This window comes from Pedobacter borealis DSM 19626 (genome assembly GCF_000708285.2).
Classification (GTDB): Bacteria; Bacteroidota; Bacteroidia; order Sphingobacteriales; family Sphingobacteriaceae; genus Pedobacter; species Pedobacter borealis.
Map to the genome: position 1 here is coordinate 20,494 of NZ_JAUG01000038.1, position 21,777 is coordinate 42,270.

Annotated in this window: 18 protein-coding genes; 6 read left to right on the forward strand and 12 right to left on the reverse strand. The window is 40.7% G+C overall.

The genetic code is table 11. The annotated features are described in order from the left end of the window. Positions 1 to 19 precede the first annotated feature (19 nt). Positions 20 to 880 carry a hypothetical protein gene (locus AW17_RS12150; protein ID WP_029276726.1) on the reverse strand — a complete coding sequence of 287 codons (861 nt, stop codon included), beginning with the start codon at positions 878 to 880 and terminating at the stop codon, positions 20 to 22. Positions 881 to 1,054: 174 nt separating this feature from the next. Here AW17_RS12150 and AW17_RS12155 point away from each other — a divergent pair, with 174 nt between their 5' ends. Continuing rightward, the gene (locus tag AW17_RS12155; protein ID WP_245235055.1) at positions 1,055 to 1,693 is read left to right on the forward strand and encodes an RNA polymerase sigma factor; all 639 of its coding nucleotides are present in this window, start codon (positions 1,055 to 1,057) and stop codon (positions 1,691 to 1,693) included. Then, on the forward strand, positions 1,690 to 2,883 hold the full coding sequence (locus AW17_RS12160) for a porin family protein (RefSeq protein ID WP_029276730.1): 1,194 nt from the start codon (positions 1,690 to 1,692) through the stop codon (positions 2,881 to 2,883). The genes AW17_RS12155 and AW17_RS12160 overlap by 4 nt, the downstream gene beginning before the upstream one ends. A gap of 26 nt (positions 2,884 to 2,909) precedes the next feature. On the opposite strand, the gene AW17_RS12165 is transcribed toward AW17_RS12160, so the two are convergent. The 9 genes from AW17_RS12165 to AW17_RS12205 form a co-directional block, all read right to left on the reverse strand. Further along, the gene (locus AW17_RS12165) at positions 2,910 to 3,800 is read right to left on the reverse strand and encodes a pirin family protein (RefSeq protein WP_029276731.1); all 891 of its coding nucleotides are present in this window, start codon (positions 3,798 to 3,800) and stop codon (positions 2,910 to 2,912) included. A gap of 650 nt (positions 3,801 to 4,450) precedes the next feature. Beyond that, positions 4,451 to 5,551, reverse strand: a complete 1,101-nt coding sequence (locus AW17_RS12170) for an NADH:flavin oxidoreductase (RefSeq protein ID WP_029276733.1) — start codon at positions 5,549 to 5,551, stop codon at positions 4,451 to 4,453. An 11-nt stretch (positions 5,552 to 5,562) separates the two neighbouring features. Beyond that, positions 5,563 to 5,865, reverse strand: coding sequence for an ArsR/SmtB family transcription factor (locus AW17_RS12175; protein ID WP_029276735.1), 303 nt, complete (start codon positions 5,863 to 5,865; stop codon positions 5,563 to 5,565). Between the two features lie 458 nt (positions 5,866 to 6,323). Then, on the reverse strand, positions 6,324 to 6,842 hold the full coding sequence (locus tag AW17_RS24650; RefSeq protein ID WP_209444246.1) for a hypothetical protein: 519 nt from the start codon (positions 6,840 to 6,842) through the stop codon (positions 6,324 to 6,326). Between the two features lie 114 nt (positions 6,843 to 6,956). Beyond that, positions 6,957 to 7,262, reverse strand: a complete 306-nt coding sequence (locus AW17_RS12185) for a winged helix-turn-helix transcriptional regulator (RefSeq protein WP_245235056.1) — start codon at positions 7,260 to 7,262, stop codon at positions 6,957 to 6,959. A gap of 336 nt (positions 7,263 to 7,598) precedes the next feature. Beyond that, entirely contained in the window at positions 7,599 to 7,823 is a 225-nt protein-coding gene (locus AW17_RS12190) for a CDGSH iron-sulfur domain-containing protein (protein WP_029276737.1), read from the reverse strand. Between the two features lie 85 nt (positions 7,824 to 7,908). Then, positions 7,909 to 8,592 carry a GNAT family N-acetyltransferase gene (locus tag AW17_RS12195; protein ID WP_029276739.1) on the reverse strand — a complete coding sequence of 228 codons (684 nt, stop codon included), beginning with the start codon at positions 8,590 to 8,592 and terminating at the stop codon, positions 7,909 to 7,911. A 70-nt stretch (positions 8,593 to 8,662) separates the two neighbouring features. Beyond that, on the reverse strand, positions 8,663 to 9,445 hold the full coding sequence (locus AW17_RS12200) for an alpha/beta fold hydrolase (protein WP_029276741.1): 783 nt from the start codon (positions 9,443 to 9,445) through the stop codon (positions 8,663 to 8,665). Between the two features lie 629 nt (positions 9,446 to 10,074). Next, positions 10,075 to 11,328: an ROK family protein gene (locus AW17_RS12205; RefSeq protein ID WP_029276743.1), complete on the reverse strand. Its 1,254-nt coding sequence runs from the start codon at positions 11,326 to 11,328 to the stop codon at positions 10,075 to 10,077. Positions 11,329 to 11,553: 225 nt separating this feature from the next. On the opposite strand from AW17_RS12205, the gene AW17_RS12210 reads away from it, so the two are divergent. The 4 genes from AW17_RS12210 to AW17_RS12225 are packed head-to-tail and all read left to right on the forward strand — an operon-like array spanning position 11,554 to position 18,916. After that, positions 11,554 to 12,840 carry a Gfo/Idh/MocA family oxidoreductase gene (locus AW17_RS12210; RefSeq protein ID WP_029276744.1) on the forward strand — a complete coding sequence of 429 codons (1,287 nt, stop codon included), beginning with the start codon at positions 11,554 to 11,556 and terminating at the stop codon, positions 12,838 to 12,840. Positions 12,841 to 12,863: 23 nt separating this feature from the next. Then, positions 12,864 to 16,337: a DUF1080 domain-containing protein gene (locus tag AW17_RS12215; protein ID WP_029276745.1), complete on the forward strand. Its 3,474-nt coding sequence runs from the start codon at positions 12,864 to 12,866 to the stop codon at positions 16,335 to 16,337. A 30-nt stretch (positions 16,338 to 16,367) separates the two neighbouring features. Then, positions 16,368 to 17,822 carry a Gfo/Idh/MocA family protein gene (locus tag AW17_RS12220; protein ID WP_029276747.1) on the forward strand — a complete coding sequence of 485 codons (1,455 nt, stop codon included), beginning with the start codon at positions 16,368 to 16,370 and terminating at the stop codon, positions 17,820 to 17,822. 8 nt (positions 17,823 to 17,830) lie between these two features. After that, on the forward strand, positions 17,831 to 18,916 hold the full coding sequence (locus AW17_RS12225) for a Gfo/Idh/MocA family protein (protein WP_029276748.1): 1,086 nt from the start codon (positions 17,831 to 17,833) through the stop codon (positions 18,914 to 18,916). A gap of 675 nt (positions 18,917 to 19,591) precedes the next feature. Here AW17_RS12225 and AW17_RS12230 read toward each other — a convergent pair. Both AW17_RS12230 and AW17_RS12235 read right to left on the reverse strand, forming a co-directional pair. Then, entirely contained in the window at positions 19,592 to 20,512 is a 921-nt protein-coding gene (locus AW17_RS12230) for a PorP/SprF family type IX secretion system membrane protein (protein WP_083488695.1), read from the reverse strand. A 33-nt stretch (positions 20,513 to 20,545) separates the two neighbouring features. Further along, positions 20,546 to 21,777: T9SS C-terminal target domain-containing protein (locus AW17_RS12235; protein ID WP_029276752.1), on the reverse strand; the 1,232-nt coding region annotated here is incomplete at its 5' end.

Here is a 21,777-nt window from a genome sequence, read left to right on the forward strand (position 1 = left end):
CCCGCCTAACCCAAATTATTTATGGTGCCGGAGCAACAGTTGCATTTAGCTGTAATACCGGCCAAGTTAAACCTGGTCCCTTTCCGATTACTATGCCATTGTTATCGCCTCTTTTTAGATCTGATACCCAGTAATACAAAGGCCATCCCTTATAGGTTAATTGTTTTTTGTTGATGGTGGCTACTGTAATTACACTAACATCAGCTTTTGCAACAGCCGAGGGCACATTAAGCACTTCAGATTCGTAAACCGGCCAAATACCTTCTTGTGTAGCGCTTTTTGTATAGGTATTTACACCATTTTTGTCTGGCGCAAAAGCATACAAAGTACGTCCTTTGCTATCGGTCAAGTAAATGGTTTTGCCATCGCCAACAGCATAGGTACTGGTGTAATTAATATTGTTCGCGGTCAGTTGTGCATTGGCCAGCATCAATGAATAATCGGGTTTAGCCACAAACCATATTCCACCAACACCATCGCCTTTAATATCTCCTTTTGTAACGTCGTTAGCAAAGTAATAAAGTGGATAACCACGGTAAGTGCTTTGTTTACGGCCATCAGCACGGGTAACCTCCCCAACTTCTGCTTTGTTCAGGTTTAAATCGGTACTGGCATCGGCTGAGAAGTAAAGTGGCCAGGTGGTTTCGCAACCGCCGATGCAGGTTGGCGTACCTGCGGCATCTGATGCAAAAAAGTATAAAGTTTTACCGTCTTTATCAGTTAATACCGTCCCGAACTTGGCATCTGTTGCCAATTGAATCCCCTTTTTGTTAGATTCAGGCGGAGTTGTAGGTTCGTCCGAACTACTTTTTTTACAGGCACTAAATACCACGGCTATATACAATACAGCCAATAGGTTTCTTTTTAAGTAGATTAGCATAAGATTTTTGTTTTTAGTTTTAACTTTAATCATTAATATGCTGCTATTACGCCGTCAGCTTGTAAATGGTTGCTTGTTGAAAAGAGAATTTTAGCATAACCGAACGAATGATAATTATTTTATAGAAAATGCTTTTTTGAGGCAACCTTTTGTAATTTCTTACCGTAATGTATTTTGAAAGGAGAACCTGTGACCGCCAGCCGCGATAGTGAAGATATTATACAAAAGTATATTCAAGGGTGCATTAGAAATGAAAGGGATAGTCAAAAAGCGCTATACAAACATTTCTATAGCTTTGCTATGGGGATTTGTTTGCGTTATGCAAACAATCGGCTGGATGCTGCAGGAATACTGAATGATGGCTTTTTTAAAGCCTTTAAGAACATAACTAAATATGAGCCCAGCAAGGCTTTTTTACCCTGGCTTGGTCGTATCATAACCAATACAGCTATCGATTATTATCGTGCTAATCTAAAATTTGCTGATCACGTAGATATTCTGGATCATGAAAATATTGCGCAGGTAAGTTCTGTCTATGATAAGTTGGCTTACCACGATTTATTAGCATTGGTTCAAAACCTAAGTCCGGCCTATCGAACGGTTTTTAACCTTTTCGCTATAGATGGCTATAGCCATGAGGAAATTGCCGAAATGCTGGGAATATCGATAGGAACATCAAAGTCGAACCTGTTTAAGGCACGACAGAAATTACAGGAAATGCTAAAAGCTACAGATGCGAAAACTTACCAGGTAAGGAGTTCGGAGGTAGATAGAAACCTTTTACAGGTAAGGTTAAATACAAACATGCAATGAGAGAGGGAAAAGATATAGATAAATTATTTAAGGATGGATTGGAAAATCCCGATCTTCCTTTTAATGATTTAGATTGGGATAATCTGGAGGAGAGATTGCATCCAACGCCTAAAAGGAGGATAGTGCCGTTAATTTGGTTAACTGCTGTGGCTGCAGTAGCCGCAATGTTGCTGGTGGTTTTTTTATTGGTTAGGCCGAATGGTGATCAGTCAAAAAACAATTCATTGGTGAAAACAGATTCAAATGCGCACAAAAAAGAGAACAACAAGCCTCTAGATAATAAGGCAGATTTAATCGAAAAGCCAACAGCGCAAAACCCTTCGACCGAGAATAGTGAAAAAAGTTTATTGGTTGGGAATAACGAGAATAATAAAGCTACAGATGATCATAAAGCGGTTATAACAAGCTCATTTAATAAAGATTTTCCTAAAGTTTTAGCGCGCGATTATATTAATCACAACCTTATAAATAATGTACTGTCTAATCCGCAAATAAGTGTAAAACCTAAACTTGTAGAATTTGAACAACCAGATTATGTTGCTACACTTGCCTCAAGAAAAACAGAGAAAATTCAACCTCCGGTTTTTAAGAAAAAATCAAGATTTGTTTTAAGTATTCTGGCTGCACCCGATTTAACCAGTGTGCAGAAATCAGGCAAAAGTAGTTTAAGTGGTGGTTTTGGGGTAGAGGCTACGCTTTTCTTAACAAAGAAATTGAGTGTTACTACCGGGGCAGGTTATGCTAAGAAAATCTACGACTCAGATTTTAGCCAATACAACCCTAACAGCAATTATGTTTTTAAGGTAAATCCAGCAAATATTCACGCCAATTGCGATGTAATTGATATTCCAATTAATGTGAACTATAAGGTTTTTGATGGGCGTAGAAATTCGATTTCAGTAAGTACAGGTTTATCTAGTTATTTAATGTTGAAAGAGAAATACAGCTATTCTTATAATGGAGCTTATCAAGGCCCTCAAAGCTACGAAGTCAGAAACCAGAATCAGCATTATTTAGGTATAGCCAATGTTGGTGTCGAGTTTCAGCACAAAATAAATAATAATTTAAGCATCAGCGCTAAACCATTTATGAAAATCCCATTAACCAATATTGGTTACGGAAATTCTAAATTATCATCAACAGGCGTGGCCGTTTCAGTAAATATGAATTTGTTTAAGAAAGGAAATTAAGTTTCTAATCTTAATTGATCCAAGGATTACTTTTTGCTGAGCGGATGCTGATCAGGCAAAGGCACGAAACCTGTTTCACCAGGAACGGGTTTAAAGCTTTGATCTAACCATTTTTGTTTGGCTTTTTCAATCAGTTCTTTGTCAGATGCAACAAAGTTCCAGTAAATAAAACGTTCTTCGGGAAAGGGTTCACCTCCGAAAATATAAACCGTGGTATTTTCGTGCATGGTAAATTCGCATAGTTTGGCGTCGTTGGCAATTAAAATTAAACGCGGCTCAAAAATATTCCCCTCACTTTCAATTGCACCCTCTAAAATATAAAGTGCACTTTCTCCAAACAGGTAATCGCCAATGTTTAGCTTTTGCTGCTTGGTACTTTTCAATTCTAAAAAATATAATGGACTATACACCGGAACTGGAGATTTGTAGCCAAAAGCTTCTCCAGCGATTAATTTAAAACTTACACCATCTTCTGTCCAGCTTGGAATGTCTGCTCCTTCTACATGGCAAAACTCAGGTTCCATTTGTTCTAAATCCTTAGGTAAGGCCACCCAGATCTGTAAGCCGTGGAGCATTTTATCGGTATGCCGAAGATATTCCGGGGTTCTTTCCGAATGTACAATGCCGCTGCCCGAGGTCATCCAGTTTACCTGCCCGGGTTTAATTACAATATCCGAACCCAAACTGTCTTTATGTGTAATTTCACCTTCGAACAAAAAAGTTAAGGTAGATAAACCGATATGTGGATGAGGTGGAACGTCGAGATTTTCATGATCGCTCATTGCAGCAGGGCCCATATGGTCGATAAAAGAAAAAGGCCCAACCATCCGTTTCTCTCTGAAAGGCAGTAACCTACCAACCATAAAATTTCCAATATTTGCTGGTCTTTCTTCGATAATGAGTTTAATATTCGACATGGATAATCAATTTTTTGATGACGTGAATTTAAGGAAAAATATCGCCAATGGCAGATTGGTTTGGTAATATCTGGTGCCATGAAAAGAGCTTAGTTTGTTTTTTGGAAAGCAATAACAGAAGCTTTTAGGTTGTTGTAGTCCCGCTCCCGCTTCTGCCAATTTTGAAGGAAATTTATGTGCAGTCAGATGTTACCATCTGACTGGCATAAACAGTTCATAAATACGATTAAAGACTGATTAGTAATTGAGATAAGTGTCAGATGGTAACATCTGACACCACAAAAATCAGGATTAAGCAAAGGGCGGGGCTGGAGCAGCCGAAGTATTGCCGGTATTGCTTTCCTAATCCTGTATGTGCAGTCAGATGTTACCATCTGACTGATTAATGGCATTTCGAAAGAAGGATTCTTTAAGAATTTAATTATGCTTGTATGTGCATCATATGATAACATCTGATTCCACATGAACAGGCATTGCTTTCCTTAAATTTATCGAAGAATTTTTTAGTGCCTTCTTTTAAAATCATTAATTCCCCAATAGATGTCAGATGGTAACATCTGACATCACTAGAAACATCTGACATCACAAGAAACAAAAAAAGCATCCCTTTCGAGATGCCTTTTTAAACTTAAAAAGAAAAAATATGGTTTTTATACCAATTCCATTAAAGCTTCTTTGCTAAAGCCTTTCAATTCTTCTGTAAGGTTGTTTTTAATTTTCTCTACCCAGTTCGGATCTGCTAAAAGCGGACGGCCAACTGCTACTAAATCGAAATCGCCGCGGTCCATTCTGCGTACCAGTTCATCTAGCGAGCTAGGTTGTGAACTTTGGCCTGCGAAAGCACCAAAGAAATCGCCATCCAAACCAACTGAGCCCACTGAGATCGTAGCTTTTCCGGTTACTTTTTTAGCCCAACCTGCAAAATTTAAGTCAGAACCTTCAAATTCAGGCTCCCAGAATCGGCGTTGCGAACAATGAAAAATATCAATTCCGGCTTCGGCCAATGGTGTTAACCACTGTTCCATTTCCTGCTCGTTTTTGGCCAGTTTAAAATCGTAGGCAGCAGGTTTAAATTGTGATAAGCGGATAATTAGTGCGAAATCTTCCCCAACCCTTTTACGTACTTCTTTAATTACCTCAACACCAAAACGGGTACGTTCAGCCAAGGTTTTACCGCCATAAATATCGGTACGGTTGTTTGTACCGTTCCAAAAAAACTGATCGATCAGGTATTGGTGCGCGCCATGTATTTCAACAGTATCAAAACCCAGCGCTTTGGCATCTGCTGCCGCCTGGCCAAAAGCCGCAATGGTATCTGCAATGGCTGCATCAGTCATCGGTACGCCGTTTTCGAAACCTGGCTTGTTTAAGCTTGATGGACCTTCGAAGGGTGTGCTTGGTAACCAGCCTGATGCATGGTTATCCATAATGCCCTGGTGCCAGATCTGTGGTCCCATTTTACCACCGGCCTGGTGTACACTTTTAATTACGTTCTCCCAACCTGCCAAAGCTTCTGTACCGTAAAAATGTGGAATGTTAGGATCGGCAGAAGAAGAAGGACGGTTAATTACGGTTCCTTCTGATAAAATTAAACCCACTTCGCCAGCGGCTCTTTTTGCGTAATAGCTAGCAACATCGGCTGTTGGCACGCCGCCGGGAGAAAAGGACCGCGTCATCGGCGCCATTACTATTCTATTTTTGATATTTAATGTTTTAAGGCTAAACGGCCTGAATAAACTATCTGTGTTCATATGTTTCTAAATTATAATTCGGTATTGATGATTTCGCTTAATTTTTCTAAGCCTTCTTTATTGCGTTTGTAATAAGTCCATTGGCCTAAGCGCGTTGAACTGATTAAATCGGCTCGCTGTAAAATAGAGAGGTATTCGGAAATGGTACTTTGTGATAAACCACTTTTAAGCTGAATCTGCCCAACGCAAACACCTACATTTTCAAAATCGGCATTGGGCTGTTCCGGAAAATGTAGCTCAGGCGCTTTTAACCAACCTAAAATCTGTAAACGTGTTTTGTTCGAAAGGGCTTTGAATATTTCTACCTGATCCATGGTACAAATGTATATCGACTTTTCCCGATATTCCAATTAAAAGAACAAAGTTTACAATTGGATGTAAATCATTGCTATTGTGGTGGAGGAAAGCGATCGATATTTATTGCAAATCTTGTGATAACGAATGATACATTTCAAAGTTGGCCGTCATTGCGAGAAGGAACGACGAAGCAATCTTTCCCATTTGCAAAGTTTGCAATAGAGATTGCTTCGGCCGATGAAAAATCATTCTCGCAATGACGATCTGGTAGGGATTTCGAGGTTGTTATGTATGCAAGGCTAATTCTAAGATTCTTCGCTTTGCTCAGAATGACAAAGATATATGCAAGGGCAAAAAACGGTCAAAAAAGAACGGGGATAAATCATACCGACCTATCCCCGTCATCTAAATTAACGCTCTCATATATATAAACAACCAAAAAGGTGATTTATTATATTTGATGTAAAATATTTTTTTATTTTTTTGCTGCTGCTTTTGCTTTCTTTTCAGTTACTGGAGCCTCTTCAACTGCTTCCGCTTTTTTCTTTGCAGGCGCCTTCGCTTTTTTAACTTCCACAGTTGGTTCTTCAATTGCTTCAGCTTTCTTTTTAGCAGGTACTTTTGCTTTTTTAACCTCAGCAGGTACTTCTTCAGCTACAGCTTCTTTCTTCTTAGCTGGGGCCTTCGCTTTTTTAACTTCGGTAACTGGTGCTTCAACAACAGGTTCTTCTTTAACCTCTACTGCTTTCGGCGCATGATCTTGTTGAAGATAGTTGGCCAGGATCTGTCGTAAATATACCTCTGGTTTCGGCATGTTGATGATGGTTCCAGGTTCTTTATCCTGAGATTGTTTAATATAAGCTGATTTAATTTTGCCCCAATCTTTAGAGTAAAGTCTGATAAACATCTCTACAAATTGTTCGTCTGTATATTTTTTAGGCAACCTACCCAGCACTGCCTGAATTTTTTCTTCTTTTTTATGTAATACCGCCATCGATTTTATTTTGTACAAAGATAGCCGAATTTTATCATTATCAGTTTTTTGCTTTTTTGAGCAAAATGAATGGTCTAGCAAATCAAATTTGGCGGCCTAAAGTGAGGTCGCCATTTATGCTTCAACCAATTCGCTTTTTCTGTTTTTAACCAACCGTTCGCGATGTTTTAATCCCCAATCCCTCAGTTCATCAATAACTCTTTCCAGCGATTCACTATAAGGGGTAAGCTCGTAAGTTACGGTAACCGGAGTGGTAGAAAATACTTTCCGGATCACAAATTCATTTAATTCTAAATCTTTAAGTTCTTTCGACAGTATTTTGGGTGTAATTTCTCCAAGTGATTTTTGGATCTCATTAAAACGCAGTGGTCCTTCTTGCAGAGAAATAATCAGCGGAAGCTTCCACTTCCCATTTAACACATAGAGCGCGTCTTTACCGCATTTAAACTTGCCGTACAGGTTTCTATATTACGGTGTTCTTTTCTTGGTCCCATAATACAAAGGTATAAGCTTTCGTAAAGGATAGCACTATCCTTTGGGATACTAGTGTCTTTTAGATAGTAAAGCTACATAAGTTTGCATCAAAAAAATATGAAAACAAAAACAATCAAAATTATTTACTGGATATCAACCGCTTTAGTTTAATGACGGCTTTCTTGGCCTATTCTTATCTCACATCAAAGATTGGTATTTAATTTATGCTGCTTTCAAAATATAAAAGCCCTGCTAAATGCGGGGCTTTAAAAAAAATAGTTATTAAACCTTTTTTGGAGGAAGATCGAAGGCTACTGCCTCATGCTCAAAATGGCCGCTATGTGAGCCATCGCAAAAAGGCTTGTTTTTTGATAAACCACAACGGCAGATCGAAAGTACTTCTCTGCCCTGTAAGCCATAAGTGTTTCCGTTTCTATCTACAATTTCGAAATCGCCCTCAATTTTAACAGAGCCGTTATTGTTAATGGTAAGTTTTGTTTTAGACATGTGTGTGTTAGTTATAGCGCAAAACTAAAGCATTGAAGTGGTAATTTCTGAACGGTTTTCTATTTAGAAACATTCTCTTCTTGGTCTAAGCCTCTTTTTTAATGACGTAGGCAATCATGTCTGTCCTGATCTCGAAACCCAATTTATGATAAAGTTTAATGGCGCCTTCATTATCATTTCTAACATGTAAAAATGGTATTTCCGAACGGTGCAATATTCTTTTGATCTGTTCTTGTAAAATCTTAAAAGCATAACCTTTGCCTAAATGATCGGGATGGGTGCAAACTGCACTTACTTCACGATAAGGGTTGGGATGGAACCGGTGTCCGGCCATAGCTGCCAATTTCCCATCAACAAATATGCCTGTGTAATTACTAAGCTCGATGGTTTTGGCTATAAAAGGCCCCGGTTTAGTTAATTCCACAAGATCGGTCATTTCTGTAACGTGTTCCAGATTAAGGTCTGTTATTCCAGTTGCCTCTGCAGTTGGTGTTTCTTTGCCGCGAAAAACAAATTGAAACATATCGATATGCGTTAACAACTTCCACTTCTGAGGTATTTCGACAGGTGTTTTTGAGAAAAATACAAAAAGGCTTTTCGTAGGGCTGATTTGATAAAGCGTGTCTAGATTCTCCTGCGAATTATCTTTTAAGCCGGCAAATGCTGTAATATCTCCGATATAATATTTTACCTCTTCAAGGCCTTTTGCAATATGGCTATGTCCGGACGTTAAAGCATAATAAATTGGATTATCCAATACGTGTTCCATCCGGCAAAGATATTAAATGCTAAATCAGGGGAGGGTGAATTTTATGTGGATTAAATCAATGGACTCATAGCTATTGGTTTAAAAAAGTTTCCACCAGGTGTGCAGTAATCTCAATTGTTTTGTCGCTAATATCCGGATTAAGGTTTTCGCCGATCATAGCGCCATGCACACCAGGTAAAATAACCAGTTGTGTATTTGCAATCAATCTCGACATTTTAACCACATGTTCTGGCTTGATCACATCTTTATCTGCCACCATTAAAAGCGTATCGGAAGTAATTCCCCTCAGATCTTCATCGCTGAGGTCGACAAAATCGAGCATGCGCTGTTTATCTTTTTCGAACATCGTTTGCAGCGCGTTTTGATCTGGGTTTACTGCTAAAAAAGCTGTTTTAAGCGGCTCGGGCATATGGTCGATGGTTGCATCTCCAAAGCCATTATAAAAGCCATCAATTAAACCTTCCCGCTGGTAATTGGCCGAAATGACAATGATTTTATTCACCACAGCCGGATGTTGTGCCGCAATATGCAAGGTTGTTGTTCCGCCGTTGCTGAAACCTAGAAAATTGGCTTTCGTAATTTTTAGCTGATTTAATAAAGTGGTCACATCCTTTGCATCCTGCTCAAAAGATTCTGCCTGGTCACGGTCGCTGGTACGTCCGTGGGCCTGAAGCTCAACAGCTATAACTCTGTAGGATTTTGCCAAAAGGGGAATGAATTTCCCGAATGTAGATTGAATGGTAGAACCGCCGCCATGTATCAATACCAGCGGAATTTCTCCTTCCCCATAACTTTCATAATACATGTTAATGCCATTTACCTTTTCATGTCCTGCTTTTTTATATGTTTCCATCGGTCTCGGTTTAAATTTGCTATACAAATCTAAATAAGCTATCGGAAAATAAGGTGCCAATAACAGACAAATTTAGGGTGGTTTGCGCCATTCGGAATATATTTGTCCTAGCCGAACAGGCCTTTTTCTTTTGGCACCAAAAGAAACAAAAGTGTCGGCTGAAAATTTTTGTATTGAAGTTTCTACATAGGCCTGGCCTGTGGATTCCCAAAAATTTGTTAGGCCGATTTAAGTAGAACGGGGATACGGTGCTGTGGCCTAGCTAGGTGGAAATTCGAAAGTCGTTAAAATGTTGATTTGCAAGATAACGTCAATGGTAGAGGTTAGAATTTTTCAAATACATCGGAGTGTTGATGACAGGTTTTGGCAGTTCGTCATTCCCAACTCGATTGGGAACCACGGAGTGCTCATGAATACCTCTGAAAAAAGGAAAACTTATGAATAATCGTAATGCAAGCGCTTTAAGATTCCCGCCTGCGCGGGAAAGACGACCACTCTTTTAATCTGTCATTGATAGCGGAGTCGATTGCTTTTAATGTATCGAAAAACGGGTCTTCGACTACGCTCTCCACAGGAGTCCTTTGGACAGACTGACATACTAATAACTTATAATAAAATTAAACAGGCTCTTACTTTTTAAGCTTTTTGACTTTTTTGATATAGGCGCCCAGAAATTGATCGATACCTGTTGCTGCATATCCTAATAACCTGGAGTTTTCGCCCAGCTCAGAAGAAACTATTGTTGTTTTTTCTCTAATTTGGGTCATACAATAGGTGTTTATTGCCTGTTGCATGGGTAATGTGATGTATTGTTTGGCTCCGGCAATTTTGCCGCTTAAAATAATCAGCTCGGGGTTGAATAACTGGATCAGAACAGCTATTCCTTTGCCCATATGAGTGCCAACATTGGAGAGCAGTTGAATAGCGTATTGATCACCTTTATTTGCTGCCTTAATAATCAAAGCAGGTTCAATTCTTTCCAGCTCTTCGTTCGAGAGGTTGGTAAGCATGGAGTTTTTGCCCAATAAAATACCTTCTTTTGCCATTTCTGACAGCGCGTTTCCAGATGCAACGGTTTCGAGGCAGCCGTGCTTTCCGCAGTAACAGAGTGCCCCATTCTCTACAAAAGGCATATGGCCCAATTCACCAGAGAAACCGCAGGTGCCTTGCCTCAATTTTCCGTCCATTATAATGCCTAAACCCACACCCCAATCCATTAACAATACGAGTACATTCTTTTTGCCCTTAGCCATTCCGTGGGTAAATTCTGCCATTGATGAACCATTCACATCGTTTTGGATCACTACAGGTATATTTAGCATTTTTTCAAATGCGGCGGTTAAAGGAATATTTTCATCATCGCTTAAGAAATAACTGTAATTTTCTCCCTTTTCAGCATCAATTAAGCCAGGCATGCCAACACTACAGCCAATAAACTGCCTATGCTGAATACCTGCCGATTTTAAGATATCCTGAAGGTGTGTACGTAAAATATTGAAAAAATCAGTCCTGCTTTTTGAAATGGGTACCATAACCGTTTTAATATCCAACACAAAATTATAATTGTTGTCAATAATGGCTATTCGGGTATGAAATAACTCGATGTCTATACAGAGAATCAGAATCTTTTTATCCTTTAAACGATAAAGGTCGGGTTTTCGCCCCCCAATAGATAAACCATAGCCCTTCTTTTCTATCCAGCCTTCATCAATCAGGCCAAGCAGAAGCTTCAGAATGCTCGGCGTACTCATTTCCATAATTTCACATAAAGTAGAAACTGAAGATGCCCCTAAATTAAAAAGGTATTTTATGAGCTTGTGTTTTTGGATCGACTGCTTATCGTTAATATCTGACGTTAGGTTATTTAATAGACTAAGATTCATGTTGTTAATTGCACTATTTCGATAAATATAGATAACTTCTATTAAAAATTTATCAAAGTTTTTTTAATACGTAAAGAAATCAACGATGTTTTGTCTTTACAATAATTTCTTATTAACATTAACCTTGTAATTTTAATCTAACCAGATTGGTAAACACTATGTTCCAGCACCCTAATGCTTTTGGAACCAAACTATCATATAAGTTTTTACAACACCAAGAAACAAATGAAAACTAAAGAAGAACCACAAAATGAACAAAACACCAGACGCGATTTTATCAAAAAATCTGCAATTGGCCTGGCAGCATTTACCATTGTCCCAAGATATGTATTGGGCGGACAAGGATATCTTGCCCCAAGCGACAAGTTAACCAAAGCCGTAATCGGTGTTGGAGGAATGGGCAGAGGCCATTTTGGCTACGAAGGTACCCAGGTAGTCGCCATATGTGATGTTGATCAAAACCACCTTAAACAAGCAGCATCAATGTTAGATAAAGGTGTAAAAACATTTAGTGATTATAGAGAACTTATACAATTACCTGAAGTAGATATTGTACACATTGCTACCCCGCCACACTGGCATGGTATAATGGCTGTAGATGCTGCCAATGCAGGAAAAGATATTTGGTGTGAAAAACCAATGACACATACCATAGGCGAGGGCAAAAGAGTGGTCGAAGCGGTAAAACAGCATGGTAGAATGTTTAGGCTAAATACCTGGTTTAGGTTTAAGGATACTTTTTACGGAATGGGTACAACTGTAAAACCCATTAAAAAACTGGTAGATAGCGGAATGTTGGGCTGGCCATTAAAAGTAACCGTAAGTAAACATACCGGTTACGACTGGAAATTTTACTGGGTGGGCAAAGATCATTTAGAGCCTCAGCCCGTACCGCCAGAATTAGATTATAATGCATGGTTAGGCCCTGCACCATATAAGCCTTACAATGCACACCGCGTTCACCAAACTTTTAGAGGTTATTGGGACTATGATGGTGGCGGATTAAGTGATATGGGACAACATTATATCGACCCGATTCAATACTTTTTAGGAAAGGATGATACCAACCCAATTTCTGTAGAGGTTGATGCTCCACAACAACATACTGATGCAGTAGGCATTTGGCGCAGGATTACTTATACCTACGCCGATGGCTGCCAGATTATTTTGGATGGTGAAGGTAAAGATACCAATGTACCTTATATAGAAGGTCCAAAAGGTAAACTGTATCCGGGTTTTAAATCTGATATTCCTGATCTGGAACGTAAACTGGCGCAATTCCCTGATCCTGATCCTGAAATTGTAGAATTTTCGGAATCGGTACGGACGAGGAAAAAATTCGCTTTAAATGAAGAGAACGGACACCGTTCATGCAACATTGTAAATATTGGTTTGGCTGCCTTAAGATTGGGAAGATCGTTAAAATTCGACCCAGTTAAGCAAGAATTCGTAGATGATGAGGCGGCTAACAGATTAATTAATCCCGTAATGCGTGCACCATTTTCTATTTAAAATATCCCAAAATACAAACCATCATGAACAAAAAAATATTATTGGTGCTGTTAGCCATTCTAATGCTTTCCAATGCATTATTTATGGTTAGAGCCCTGGCTCAAGATAAAAAAGACGAAAGAACCACAACCACACGTATTGCCGACCTGTTGGCACAATTACCTGCTAGAGATGCTGCGCAATTAGAACGCAATATGAAAGAAGTGGCCGATTTAGGTGAAGAAGGTTATGTAACCTTAATTAGTGGTTTAACCGCTTCTGAAAAAGGAAACAACGCCCTTATTGAGTATGCAGTAGGTGGTTTTACTGCTTATGCTACCAAAACTGGCCAACAGAATTTAAGGAGTATGGCCATTAGTGCCTATTGCAAAGCGTTGGCTAAACTAACCGATAAACAGAACAAAGCATTTATCATTAGTCAGTTCGATTTAGTAGGAAATGATGCTGCGGTATCTTGTTTAACAGATTACCTTACTGACGAACAATTGGCTGATGAAGCATCGAGAGCACTGGCCAAAATTGGTACTGCCTCTGCTACAAATGCATTGGTTAGTGGCTTGAGTAAAGCAAACGGCAAAGCAAAAATTGCCATTGTGGAAGCATTGGGCCATACTAACGCTAAAGCAGCAGCTACAGCTATTGCGCCTTTGGCTACTGGAACAGATAAAGCATTAACCAAGGTAAGTTTGTATGCCTTAGCCAATATTGGCGATGCATCTGCTAAAGAAATTTTGGTAAAAGCTGCTGAACAAGCAGGTTATAAATACGACCAAACCAATGCCGTTGCCGCTTTGTTGGTGTATGCGCAAAAAAACGTAGCAACAGATAAAGCTGGAGTAGAAACAATAGCGAAAACAATATTAGAAAAAGCAACAGCTGATGATCAGGTAAACGAACGTACTGCGGCCTTAAAATTACTCTCGGCAACACAAACCGATCAACAGGCCTTGTTAGCTGCCATGACCGATAAACAGTTCGAATTTCGAGCAGCTGCGGTTAAATTTGCTGCTGCAGGTGTAAATGATACCAATAGTGCAGCTTGGGTAAACCAGTTAAAAAAGGTTGATGCCCCAACTCAGGTTTCTATTTTAGACATGCTGGGTAATAGCAAAGCAAAATCTGCATTGCCAGCCGTACTCAAATTAATTAAAAGCGACGATGAGCAGGTAAAACTGGCGGCAATTAACACCGCTGTAAAACTTGGACAGGAAGCGGTTATAGACGACCTGTTGAAGTTAATGGGCAAAGGAAATACAGCAGATATTGCCGGCATTTCTAATGGTATTTTAAGAATAAAAGGCGAAAGTGTAGCCACTAAAGTTGGCGCTTATCTTCCGAAAGCTAAACCAGAAGTACAGGTTGCCTTGATTAATATTTTAGCTGCCCGCGCTGCAACAAGCCAAACGGAAGTTATTTATGCTGCATTAAACAGTAAAAAAGCTGAAGTACGAAAAGCAGCATTTCTTTCATTACAAGATGTTGCTGTAGCCGAAAATAAAGCGCAACTATTTGATCTTTTAAATAAAACCACCGATGCCGGCGAACTTACTGCTGTACAAGATGCCATTATTGCTTCGCTACAAGGAACAGCAGATAAAGAAGCTCAAACCAACGCTATTCTTCAGCAAATGGCTAATACACCTGCTGATAAGAAAGTGCTGTTTTATAAGGTGCTGGGCAGCATAGGTGGCCAGCAATCGTTAAAATCGGTATCAGAAGCGTATGCCACAGGCGATGATGCCACTAAGAAAGCAGCAATTGAAGCACTTTCTTCATGGTCGGATGCAGGCTCAACAGATGCATTGATCAGCATTGCGCGTACCACCACCAATCCAGACTTTTTGAACCAGGCGATTGCGGGTTACTTAACTTTAGTGAGAAATACAAAGTATCCGGCTGAGCAACGTTTATTACTATTGCGCAATGCGATGGCAGTGGCTAAAACACCGGTTCAACAACAGCAGATCCTTAAAGATACCGAACAGGCCAAATGTTTTAATGCGATTGTATTTGCAGGTCAGTATTTAGATAATGCTACTTTACAACAGGCTGCGGCAAACGCGGTGATGAATATTACCATGGCCGGAACTTACAATGGCGACATTGTAAAGGGCTTGTTAAATAAAACCATTGCCGTAATTACCGGAGGCGATGCCGGTTATCAGAAAGAAGGTATGCGGAAGTATATTTCTGAAATGAAAGCTGGCGAAGGCTTTGTTCAGGTTTTTAACGGGAAAGATTTATCTGGTTGGAAAGGGTTGGTGGCCGATCCGATCAAAAGATCAAAAATGGATGAAAAAACCTTAGCCGAAGCGCAAATCAAAGCTGATGCCGAAGCAAAGGAAAGCTGGAAAGTGATCAACGGCGAACTACAGTTTCAAAGTCATGGCAATAACCTGGCTACCGTTAAAAAATATGGCGATTTTGAAATGTTGGTAGACTGGAAAATCATCGATGATAAAAAAGGAGAAGGCGATGCGGGTATTTATCTGCGCGGTACGCCACAGGTACAGATCTGGGATCTGGCCCGTACAAAAGTGGGTGCCCAGGTTGGTTCTGGTGGTTTGTACAACAATCAAACAACCGAAAGTAAACCGCTTAAAGTAGCAGATAATAAGTTAGATGAATGGAATACATTCAGAATCGTAATGAAAGGCGACCGTGTTACTGTTTATCTGAACGGACAGTTGGTAACCGATAACGTGATTTTAGAAAATTATTGGGACAGAAGTTTGCCGATCTTTGCAGAAGAGCAGATTGAATTGCAGGCGCACGGATCGCCGGTAGCTTATCGCGATATCTATATCAAAGAAATCCCTCGCCCAAAACCTTTTGAGCTAAGTGCACAAGAGAAAAAAGAAGGTTATAAAGTATTGTTCGATGGAACTAATATGCACAGCTGGACAGGTAATACTACCGATTATGTTATCGAAGATGGAACCATCGCTATCCGACCAAAACCAGGTAAAGGATCAGGTGGTAACTTATTCACCAAAGAAGAATTCAGCGATTTTGTTTACCGTTTCGAATTTCAGCTCACTCCAGGTGCAAACAACGGTTTAGGAATTAGAGCTCCTTTAGAAGGTGATGCCGCTTATGTGGGTATGGAACTGCAGATACTGGATAATGATGCACCGATTTATAAAGACCTGAAAGCGTACCAGTACCATGGTTCAGTTTACGGCACTATTGCTGCAAAAAGAGGGTTTTTAAAACCTACCGGAGAGTGGAACTATGAAGAAGTAATTGCCAAAGGATCGAAGATTAAAGTGATCTTAAACGGCACCATAATTTTAGATGGCGATATCGAACCATTTAAGAAAAACGGCACACCTGATCATAAGGAACACCCGGGTTTATTACGTGAAAGTGGGCATATAGGCTTCTTAGGTCATGGTTCTCCTGTTCAGTTCCGCAACATCAGGATTAAAGATCTGAGCAAGAAAACGGCAGATCAGAAAGAAACTGATACAAAAGCTTCAGCTAAAAAGAAATAAGTTAAATTTAGCATTATAACAGGTTAAATAATGATAGAAGATAAGGCAAATTCGAAAACAGAAAATTCGAGAAGAAACTTTATTAAAACAACAGCACTTGCTGCCGCTGGATTTATGATTGTACCCCGCCATGTGTTGGGTGGGCCAGGTTTTCTGGCGCCAAGCGATCGTTTGCAATTGGCCGGAATAGGTGCCGGTGGAAAAGGAGAGGGCGATATTGCCAGTATTGTTAGGGGCGGAAAAACAGATGTTGCTTTTTTATGCGATGTAGATGATAGAAGAGCAGCAAATTCTCTAAAAAACTTCCCAAAGGCAAAATATTACAAAGATTATCGTGAGTTATTGGATAAAGAAGGCAAAAACATTGATGCCATAACGGTATCTACTCCTGATCATACCCATGCGCAAATTGCCATGGCAGCCATGCAATTGGGCAAACACGTGTATGTGCAAAAACCTTTAACGCACGACATTTACGAAGCCAGGATGTTAACCGAAGCCGCAAACCGCTATAAAGTGGTTACGCAAATGGGTAATCAGGGTGCTTCGGGCGATGGTGTAAGAAGACTTCAGGAATGGTACGATGCAGGCAGGATAGGTAAAGTTCATACCGTTTACTGTTGGACTAACCGGCCAGTATGGCCACAAGGAATTTCGTGGCCAAGTGGAAAAGCCGAAATACCGAAAGAACTCGATTGGGATTTGTGGTTAGGCAGTGCTCCATACAAAGAATATGTAAATAAACTGGTTCCCTTCAATTGGAGGGGATGGTGGGATTACGGCACCGGTGCCATTGGCGATATGGGCTGTCACTTAGTAGAGCCTCCTTTTAGGGTGTTAGGCCTGGATACCCCAATCAGTGTAGAATGCAGCGTAGGCAGTGTATATGTTGATGAATTTAAACGTGCCTATTTACCAGAAAGCTGTCCGCCATCAAGCCACGTCATTTTAACCTTTGCCAAAACCCCAAAAACCAGACACGAGGTTCAGGTGCATTGGATGGATGGAGGCATTAAGCCTGAACGTCCGGAAGAATTGGGGCCTAATGAAAGTTTCGGCGATAATGGCGTGCTTTTTATCGGCACAAAAGGCAAAATGATCTGCGAAACCTATGGCAAAAATCCAAAATTATTGCCACTCTCGCGCAACGAATCAGATAGAACGAAAATCACTATCCCGCGTATCGCTAATCAGGAAGAAGGCCATTATACTCAATTTGTCGAAGCTGCAATTGCCGGCTATGGAAAAATGGAACTAAGCTCACCATTTGAAATTGCCGGACCACTTACCGAAACTTTATTGATTGCCAATCTGGCTATTAGGGGAACAGATGTGCAGCGCAGAGATACCGCAGGTAAAATCAGTTATCCAGGCAGGGATATCAAAATGCTTTGGGATAAAGTAAATATGAAGGTGACCAATTTTGACGAGGTAAATCAATTTGTGAAACGCGAATACCGCAAAGGTTGGACGTTGGGCGTTTAAGATTTAGTATGTTGATAGAAAATGAGAATTTAAAGGTATTAGTAGTAGGCTGTGGCAATATGGGTGCTTCCCATGCGACAGCTTATCATACCCTACCCGGTTTTGAAATTTGCGGATTGGTTTCTACCGGTAAAAGCAAAGAAAAGCTTAACGAAAAATTAGGTGGGCAATATGATTTGTATACTGATTTTTACGAGGCCCTTGAAATAACCAAACCAGATGCCGTTTGCATTTCTACTTATCCCGATACACACGAAGCTTATGCCATAAAATCTTTCGAAAACGGTTGCCATGTGTTTATCGAAAAACCATTGGCCGATAGCGTAGAAGGCGCTATAAAGGTGGCAGAAGCTGCTAAAAAAGCGAATAAAAAGTTATTGGTGGGTTATATCCTCCGCTATCATCCCTCATGGGAGAAATTTACAGCGCTGGCTCAGGAAATGGGAAAACCTTTGGTGATGCGCATGAACCTGAACCAACAGAGCCATGGACCTAAATGGACGGTGCACCGTAACCTGATGAAAAGTTTAAGTCCCATCGTCGATTGTGCTGTGCATTATATCGATATTATGTGCCAAATGACCCGATCGAAGCCTGTACAGGTGAGTGCCATTGGTGCCAGGCTAACTAACGATATTCCAGAGTGGAATTACAATTATGGGCAGCTGCAGATCCGTTTCGAAGATGGTTCTGTCGGTTGGTACGAAGCTGGCTGGGGCCCGATGGTGAGCGATAATGCTTTTTTTATTAAAGATGTTTTTGGCCCAAAGGGATCAGTATCTATCACGGCTAAAAAAGCAGGTGCAGCCGGAAACTCTGATAATATTGATGCGCATACCAAAACCGAATCGATTAAAATACATCATGCCGATTTAGATGCCAATGATGAATTTAGCAAAGCTGATGAATGGGTAGACCTTACCGATGAGCCCGATCATCAGGAACTGTGCAACCGTGAACAAAGGTATTTCTTAAAAGCCATTGCCGAAGATATAGATTTAACTGATGCCACTGAAGATGCTGTAAACAGCTTAAGGATTGCTTTTGCCTGTGATGAATCGGTAAAAACCGGTGAAATGATCCGGTTGGATTAAAAATATTTCTTGTCATTTCGGTTGCTGCGGTCGTCCTGCTGAACTTGTTTCAGCATCTATGTAGTTCGAAAATTTAAGGTCTAAATATCAGGCCTCATTTCGAGCAAGTGCAGTGATGCCGGGAAATCTTAAATTAGTGTGCCAGATGGTAACATCTGACACCACAAAAAAAAAAAAATATTTCTCATCATTTCGATTGCAAAGCACTGGAATGCCTGTCCCTTAGGCCTATTGCACAAGTCTGCGTTTCTGTTTCGTTTTGCTTAAAGAACAGTCTTCAATAAACTGTTTTCCAAGTTCTGGTACTATTTCTTTATAAGTTTAACAACACATACAAAACTAAGTCGTTGCGATCACGTACGGATGTTAATATTCACATCATGCTCAACTGAAATCTTGCACTAAAACTGCATTAAATTTAACCTATTGCTTTACCTATCAAAAATTTTGACCGTAGTTATCATGCTTTGGCATTACCAATGATGAAAATCGATAGTCCTACTCAGACTAAAATCGGAAATCAATAGGCGTTAATAAATCGGAATTAGCGTTTTCACACGTTGATAGAGCTCAACTCCCGACGATAGTAATTTCTCTGCGGGAAGGTGTCTTTTTGATTCATTTGGTATTATTCAGACTCATAAGAGCTCATTCGAGGTTTAGTTTAACCCTATGTTACTTTCTAAACACTTTAAATTTCACACCAAACTCAAATGTATTGGCGGCATATACCCTCAACGGGCCTACATTATTGCTATATGCAACCATTATATCCATAGGTCGAAGGAGCACACCAAAATTCACCGTAATGCTTTTATTGCTATGGTACATACCTCCAACGTTAATATTATAGTCGGGCATCGTCATCAGGGCACCAACATCCAATATGTCGTCAAACCCTTTTACACCACGAAAGGCTACTTTAGGTTCGATGGTGAAATTGCTGATCCCGTTATCGGCATGGATCTTATAGCTTAATGCGGTAAAAAATGTAGCGCGGTCAACCTCAAGGTTGTTATCATTTTCATTACTAAAGAACAAGGTTTTTAAGTTTGGCAAAGTCGCCTGAACAGTAAACTTCTGGCCAGTGTACGATATACCAAAATCCCCGTCGACATACGCACTACGTTGGTTAAAATCCTGTACGGCCACATCGCCCTGGTCGCCGTTCACCTTGGTATAATCGATATAGGTGTCGTTAAGGCCTAATGAAAGGCCGAAATTCAGTTTATCGTCCTTGCCATTGAGGGGTAAATGGTATGCATAGGTGCCCATTACCCGGGTTCGGTTGATCAATCCGGCATTATCACTGCTCACGTTAAGCCCTAAACCAACATTGTTTCCCGAGTTGTAGTCGGCAGTAAAATTTTTCGATTTGGGGCTGCCAGGCATAGTTGTCCATTGTTGCTGGTAACCTAAATTAAGATTAAGCCCTTGCGCTAACCCTGCCATGGCAGGGTTAGCGATGTACTGATTCTGATAGTACATGCTTTGCAAGCTAACTAACTGGGCATCTGCGACTTTACTTGTTAGCATAGATAGCACATATACACATGCCACTATTATTCCTCTTGTATATTTGATCGAGTCTGACATATTCTTCGTTTTAATTTTAAACGTTTTAGTTACTTATCGCTTCCTGATAATAGTTATAAAACCTTTTATCGGGACATCTCCGGTGCCCAAGTCGATTACATAGTAATAGGTATCCTCGGCCAATGGCGATCCCTGGAACGTTCCGCTCCAATCGTTGGCATATCCATGTTTGGTATATATCACACGCCCCGCCTTGTCGTATACGGTTACGGTATTATTCGGGTATGATTGTATATCCTTCACTACCCAGGTGTCGTTCTTGCCATCTCCATTGGGAGACAGAATGTTGTTTGGCTTAATCGCCAAGGGTGCTGTTGCCCTGTGCACAGTAAGGGTATAGGTAAGCTTAGCTACACCATCTTGCGCTGTGGTAAACACGGTAATAATATTATCACCCACCAACAGGTTGATCAAACCACTCTGGGTGGCATTTGTGGCCGATTGCCCGTTGATCAGGAAGGTTGCTGTTGGATCGGCCAATGTTGGTGTTATAGCAAATTGATCCACGGTGTTGTCTGCCAAAGTGGTATAAACATACGTTGCGGGATCAAATGCAGGGCTCAGCGTCCCGTTACTGGTAGTCAAATTAGCCAAACTGGCATTGCTCGACGGTGCTCGGGTAACTGTGGTTGTATAAGTCACTGTCGTTATGTCATTCTGCGCGGCCACTACCGTAGTGATCACATTCGGGCCAACAACCAATGGAATGCTTTGTGATGCTGAACCACTGGTTACGCTTACACCATTCATTTTTATGGTCGATAATGGGTCAGCGGTAGTAGGTGTTAACGTTACCGAGGTAACCGAATTTGGAACCGAGGCTGTATACGCTGTGGTTGCCTGCGCGAATATCGGTGACAGTGTACCCGAACTGATGGTCAGGTTTGCCAGGTTTGCATTTAGTGAAGCGGCAACCGTTAAGGTACCGGCCACATAACTGATGCTATAATTCGGTGATGCCGCACCTGATACCGTGATCGGGTAGGTGCCAGCAGGTGATGCCAAAACCGCCGTGGTTGCCAATGTTGGCTGTGTAGTTAAGCTGGCATTCGTATCACCGTTCACAAAACCGGCATAGGTTACCGTTAATGTTGGGTTGTCGGCACCGTATACCTTGCTCGCGTCGTTCGCCGTGATGGTCAGCGCGGCCTGGGTGACCGTTAAGGTTCCTGTCGTATAGCTGATGCTGTAGTTGCTGCTCGCAGCGCCACTTGCCGTGATCGGATAGGTTCCAACCGAACTGCCCGTTACCGCCGTAGTGCCAA

Bases quoted from the DNA above. Each gene is read 5' to 3' on its own strand.
- AW17_RS12150 (WP_029276726.1), bottom strand. From the start codon at position 880: ATGCTAATCTACTTAAAAAGAAACCTATTGGCTGTATTGTATATAGCC.
- AW17_RS12160 (WP_029276730.1), top strand. From the start codon at position 1,690: ATGAGAGAGGGAAAAGATATAGATAAATTATTTAAGGATGGATTGGAA.
- AW17_RS12165 (WP_029276731.1), bottom strand. From the start codon at position 3,800: ATGTCGAATATTAAACTCATTATCGAAGAAAGACCAGCAAATATTGGA.
- AW17_RS12170 (WP_029276733.1), bottom strand. From the start codon at position 5,551: ATGAACACAGATAGTTTATTCAGGCCGTTTAGCCTTAAAACATTAAAT.
- AW17_RS12175 (WP_029276735.1), bottom strand. From the start codon at position 5,865: ATGGATCAGGTAGAAATATTCAAAGCCCTTTCGAACAAAACACGTTTA.
- AW17_RS24650 (WP_209444246.1), bottom strand. From the start codon at position 6,842: ATGGCGGTATTACATAAAAAAGAAGAAAAAATTCAGGCAGTGCTGGGT.
- AW17_RS12190 (WP_029276737.1), bottom strand. From the start codon at position 7,823: ATGTCTAAAACAAAACTTACCATTAACAATAACGGCTCTGTTAAAATT.
- AW17_RS12195 (WP_029276739.1), bottom strand. From the start codon at position 8,592: ATGGAACACGTATTGGATAATCCAATTTATTATGCTTTAACGTCCGGA.
- AW17_RS12200 (WP_029276741.1), bottom strand. From the start codon at position 9,445: ATGGAAACATATAAAAAAGCAGGACATGAAAAGGTAAATGGCATTAAC.
- AW17_RS12205 (WP_029276743.1), bottom strand. From the start codon at position 11,328: ATGAATCTTAGTCTATTAAATAACCTAACGTCAGATATTAACGATAAG.
- AW17_RS12210 (WP_029276744.1), top strand. From the start codon at position 11,554: ATGAAAACTAAAGAAGAACCACAAAATGAACAAAACACCAGACGCGAT.
- AW17_RS12215 (WP_029276745.1), top strand. From the start codon at position 12,864: ATGAACAAAAAAATATTATTGGTGCTGTTAGCCATTCTAATGCTTTCC.
- AW17_RS12220 (WP_029276747.1), top strand. From the start codon at position 16,368: ATGATAGAAGATAAGGCAAATTCGAAAACAGAAAATTCGAGAAGAAAC.
- AW17_RS12225 (WP_029276748.1), top strand. From the start codon at position 17,831: ATGTTGATAGAAAATGAGAATTTAAAGGTATTAGTAGTAGGCTGTGGC.
- AW17_RS12230 (WP_083488695.1), bottom strand. From the start codon at position 20,512: ATGTCAGACTCGATCAAATATACAAGAGGAATAATAGTGGCATGTGTA.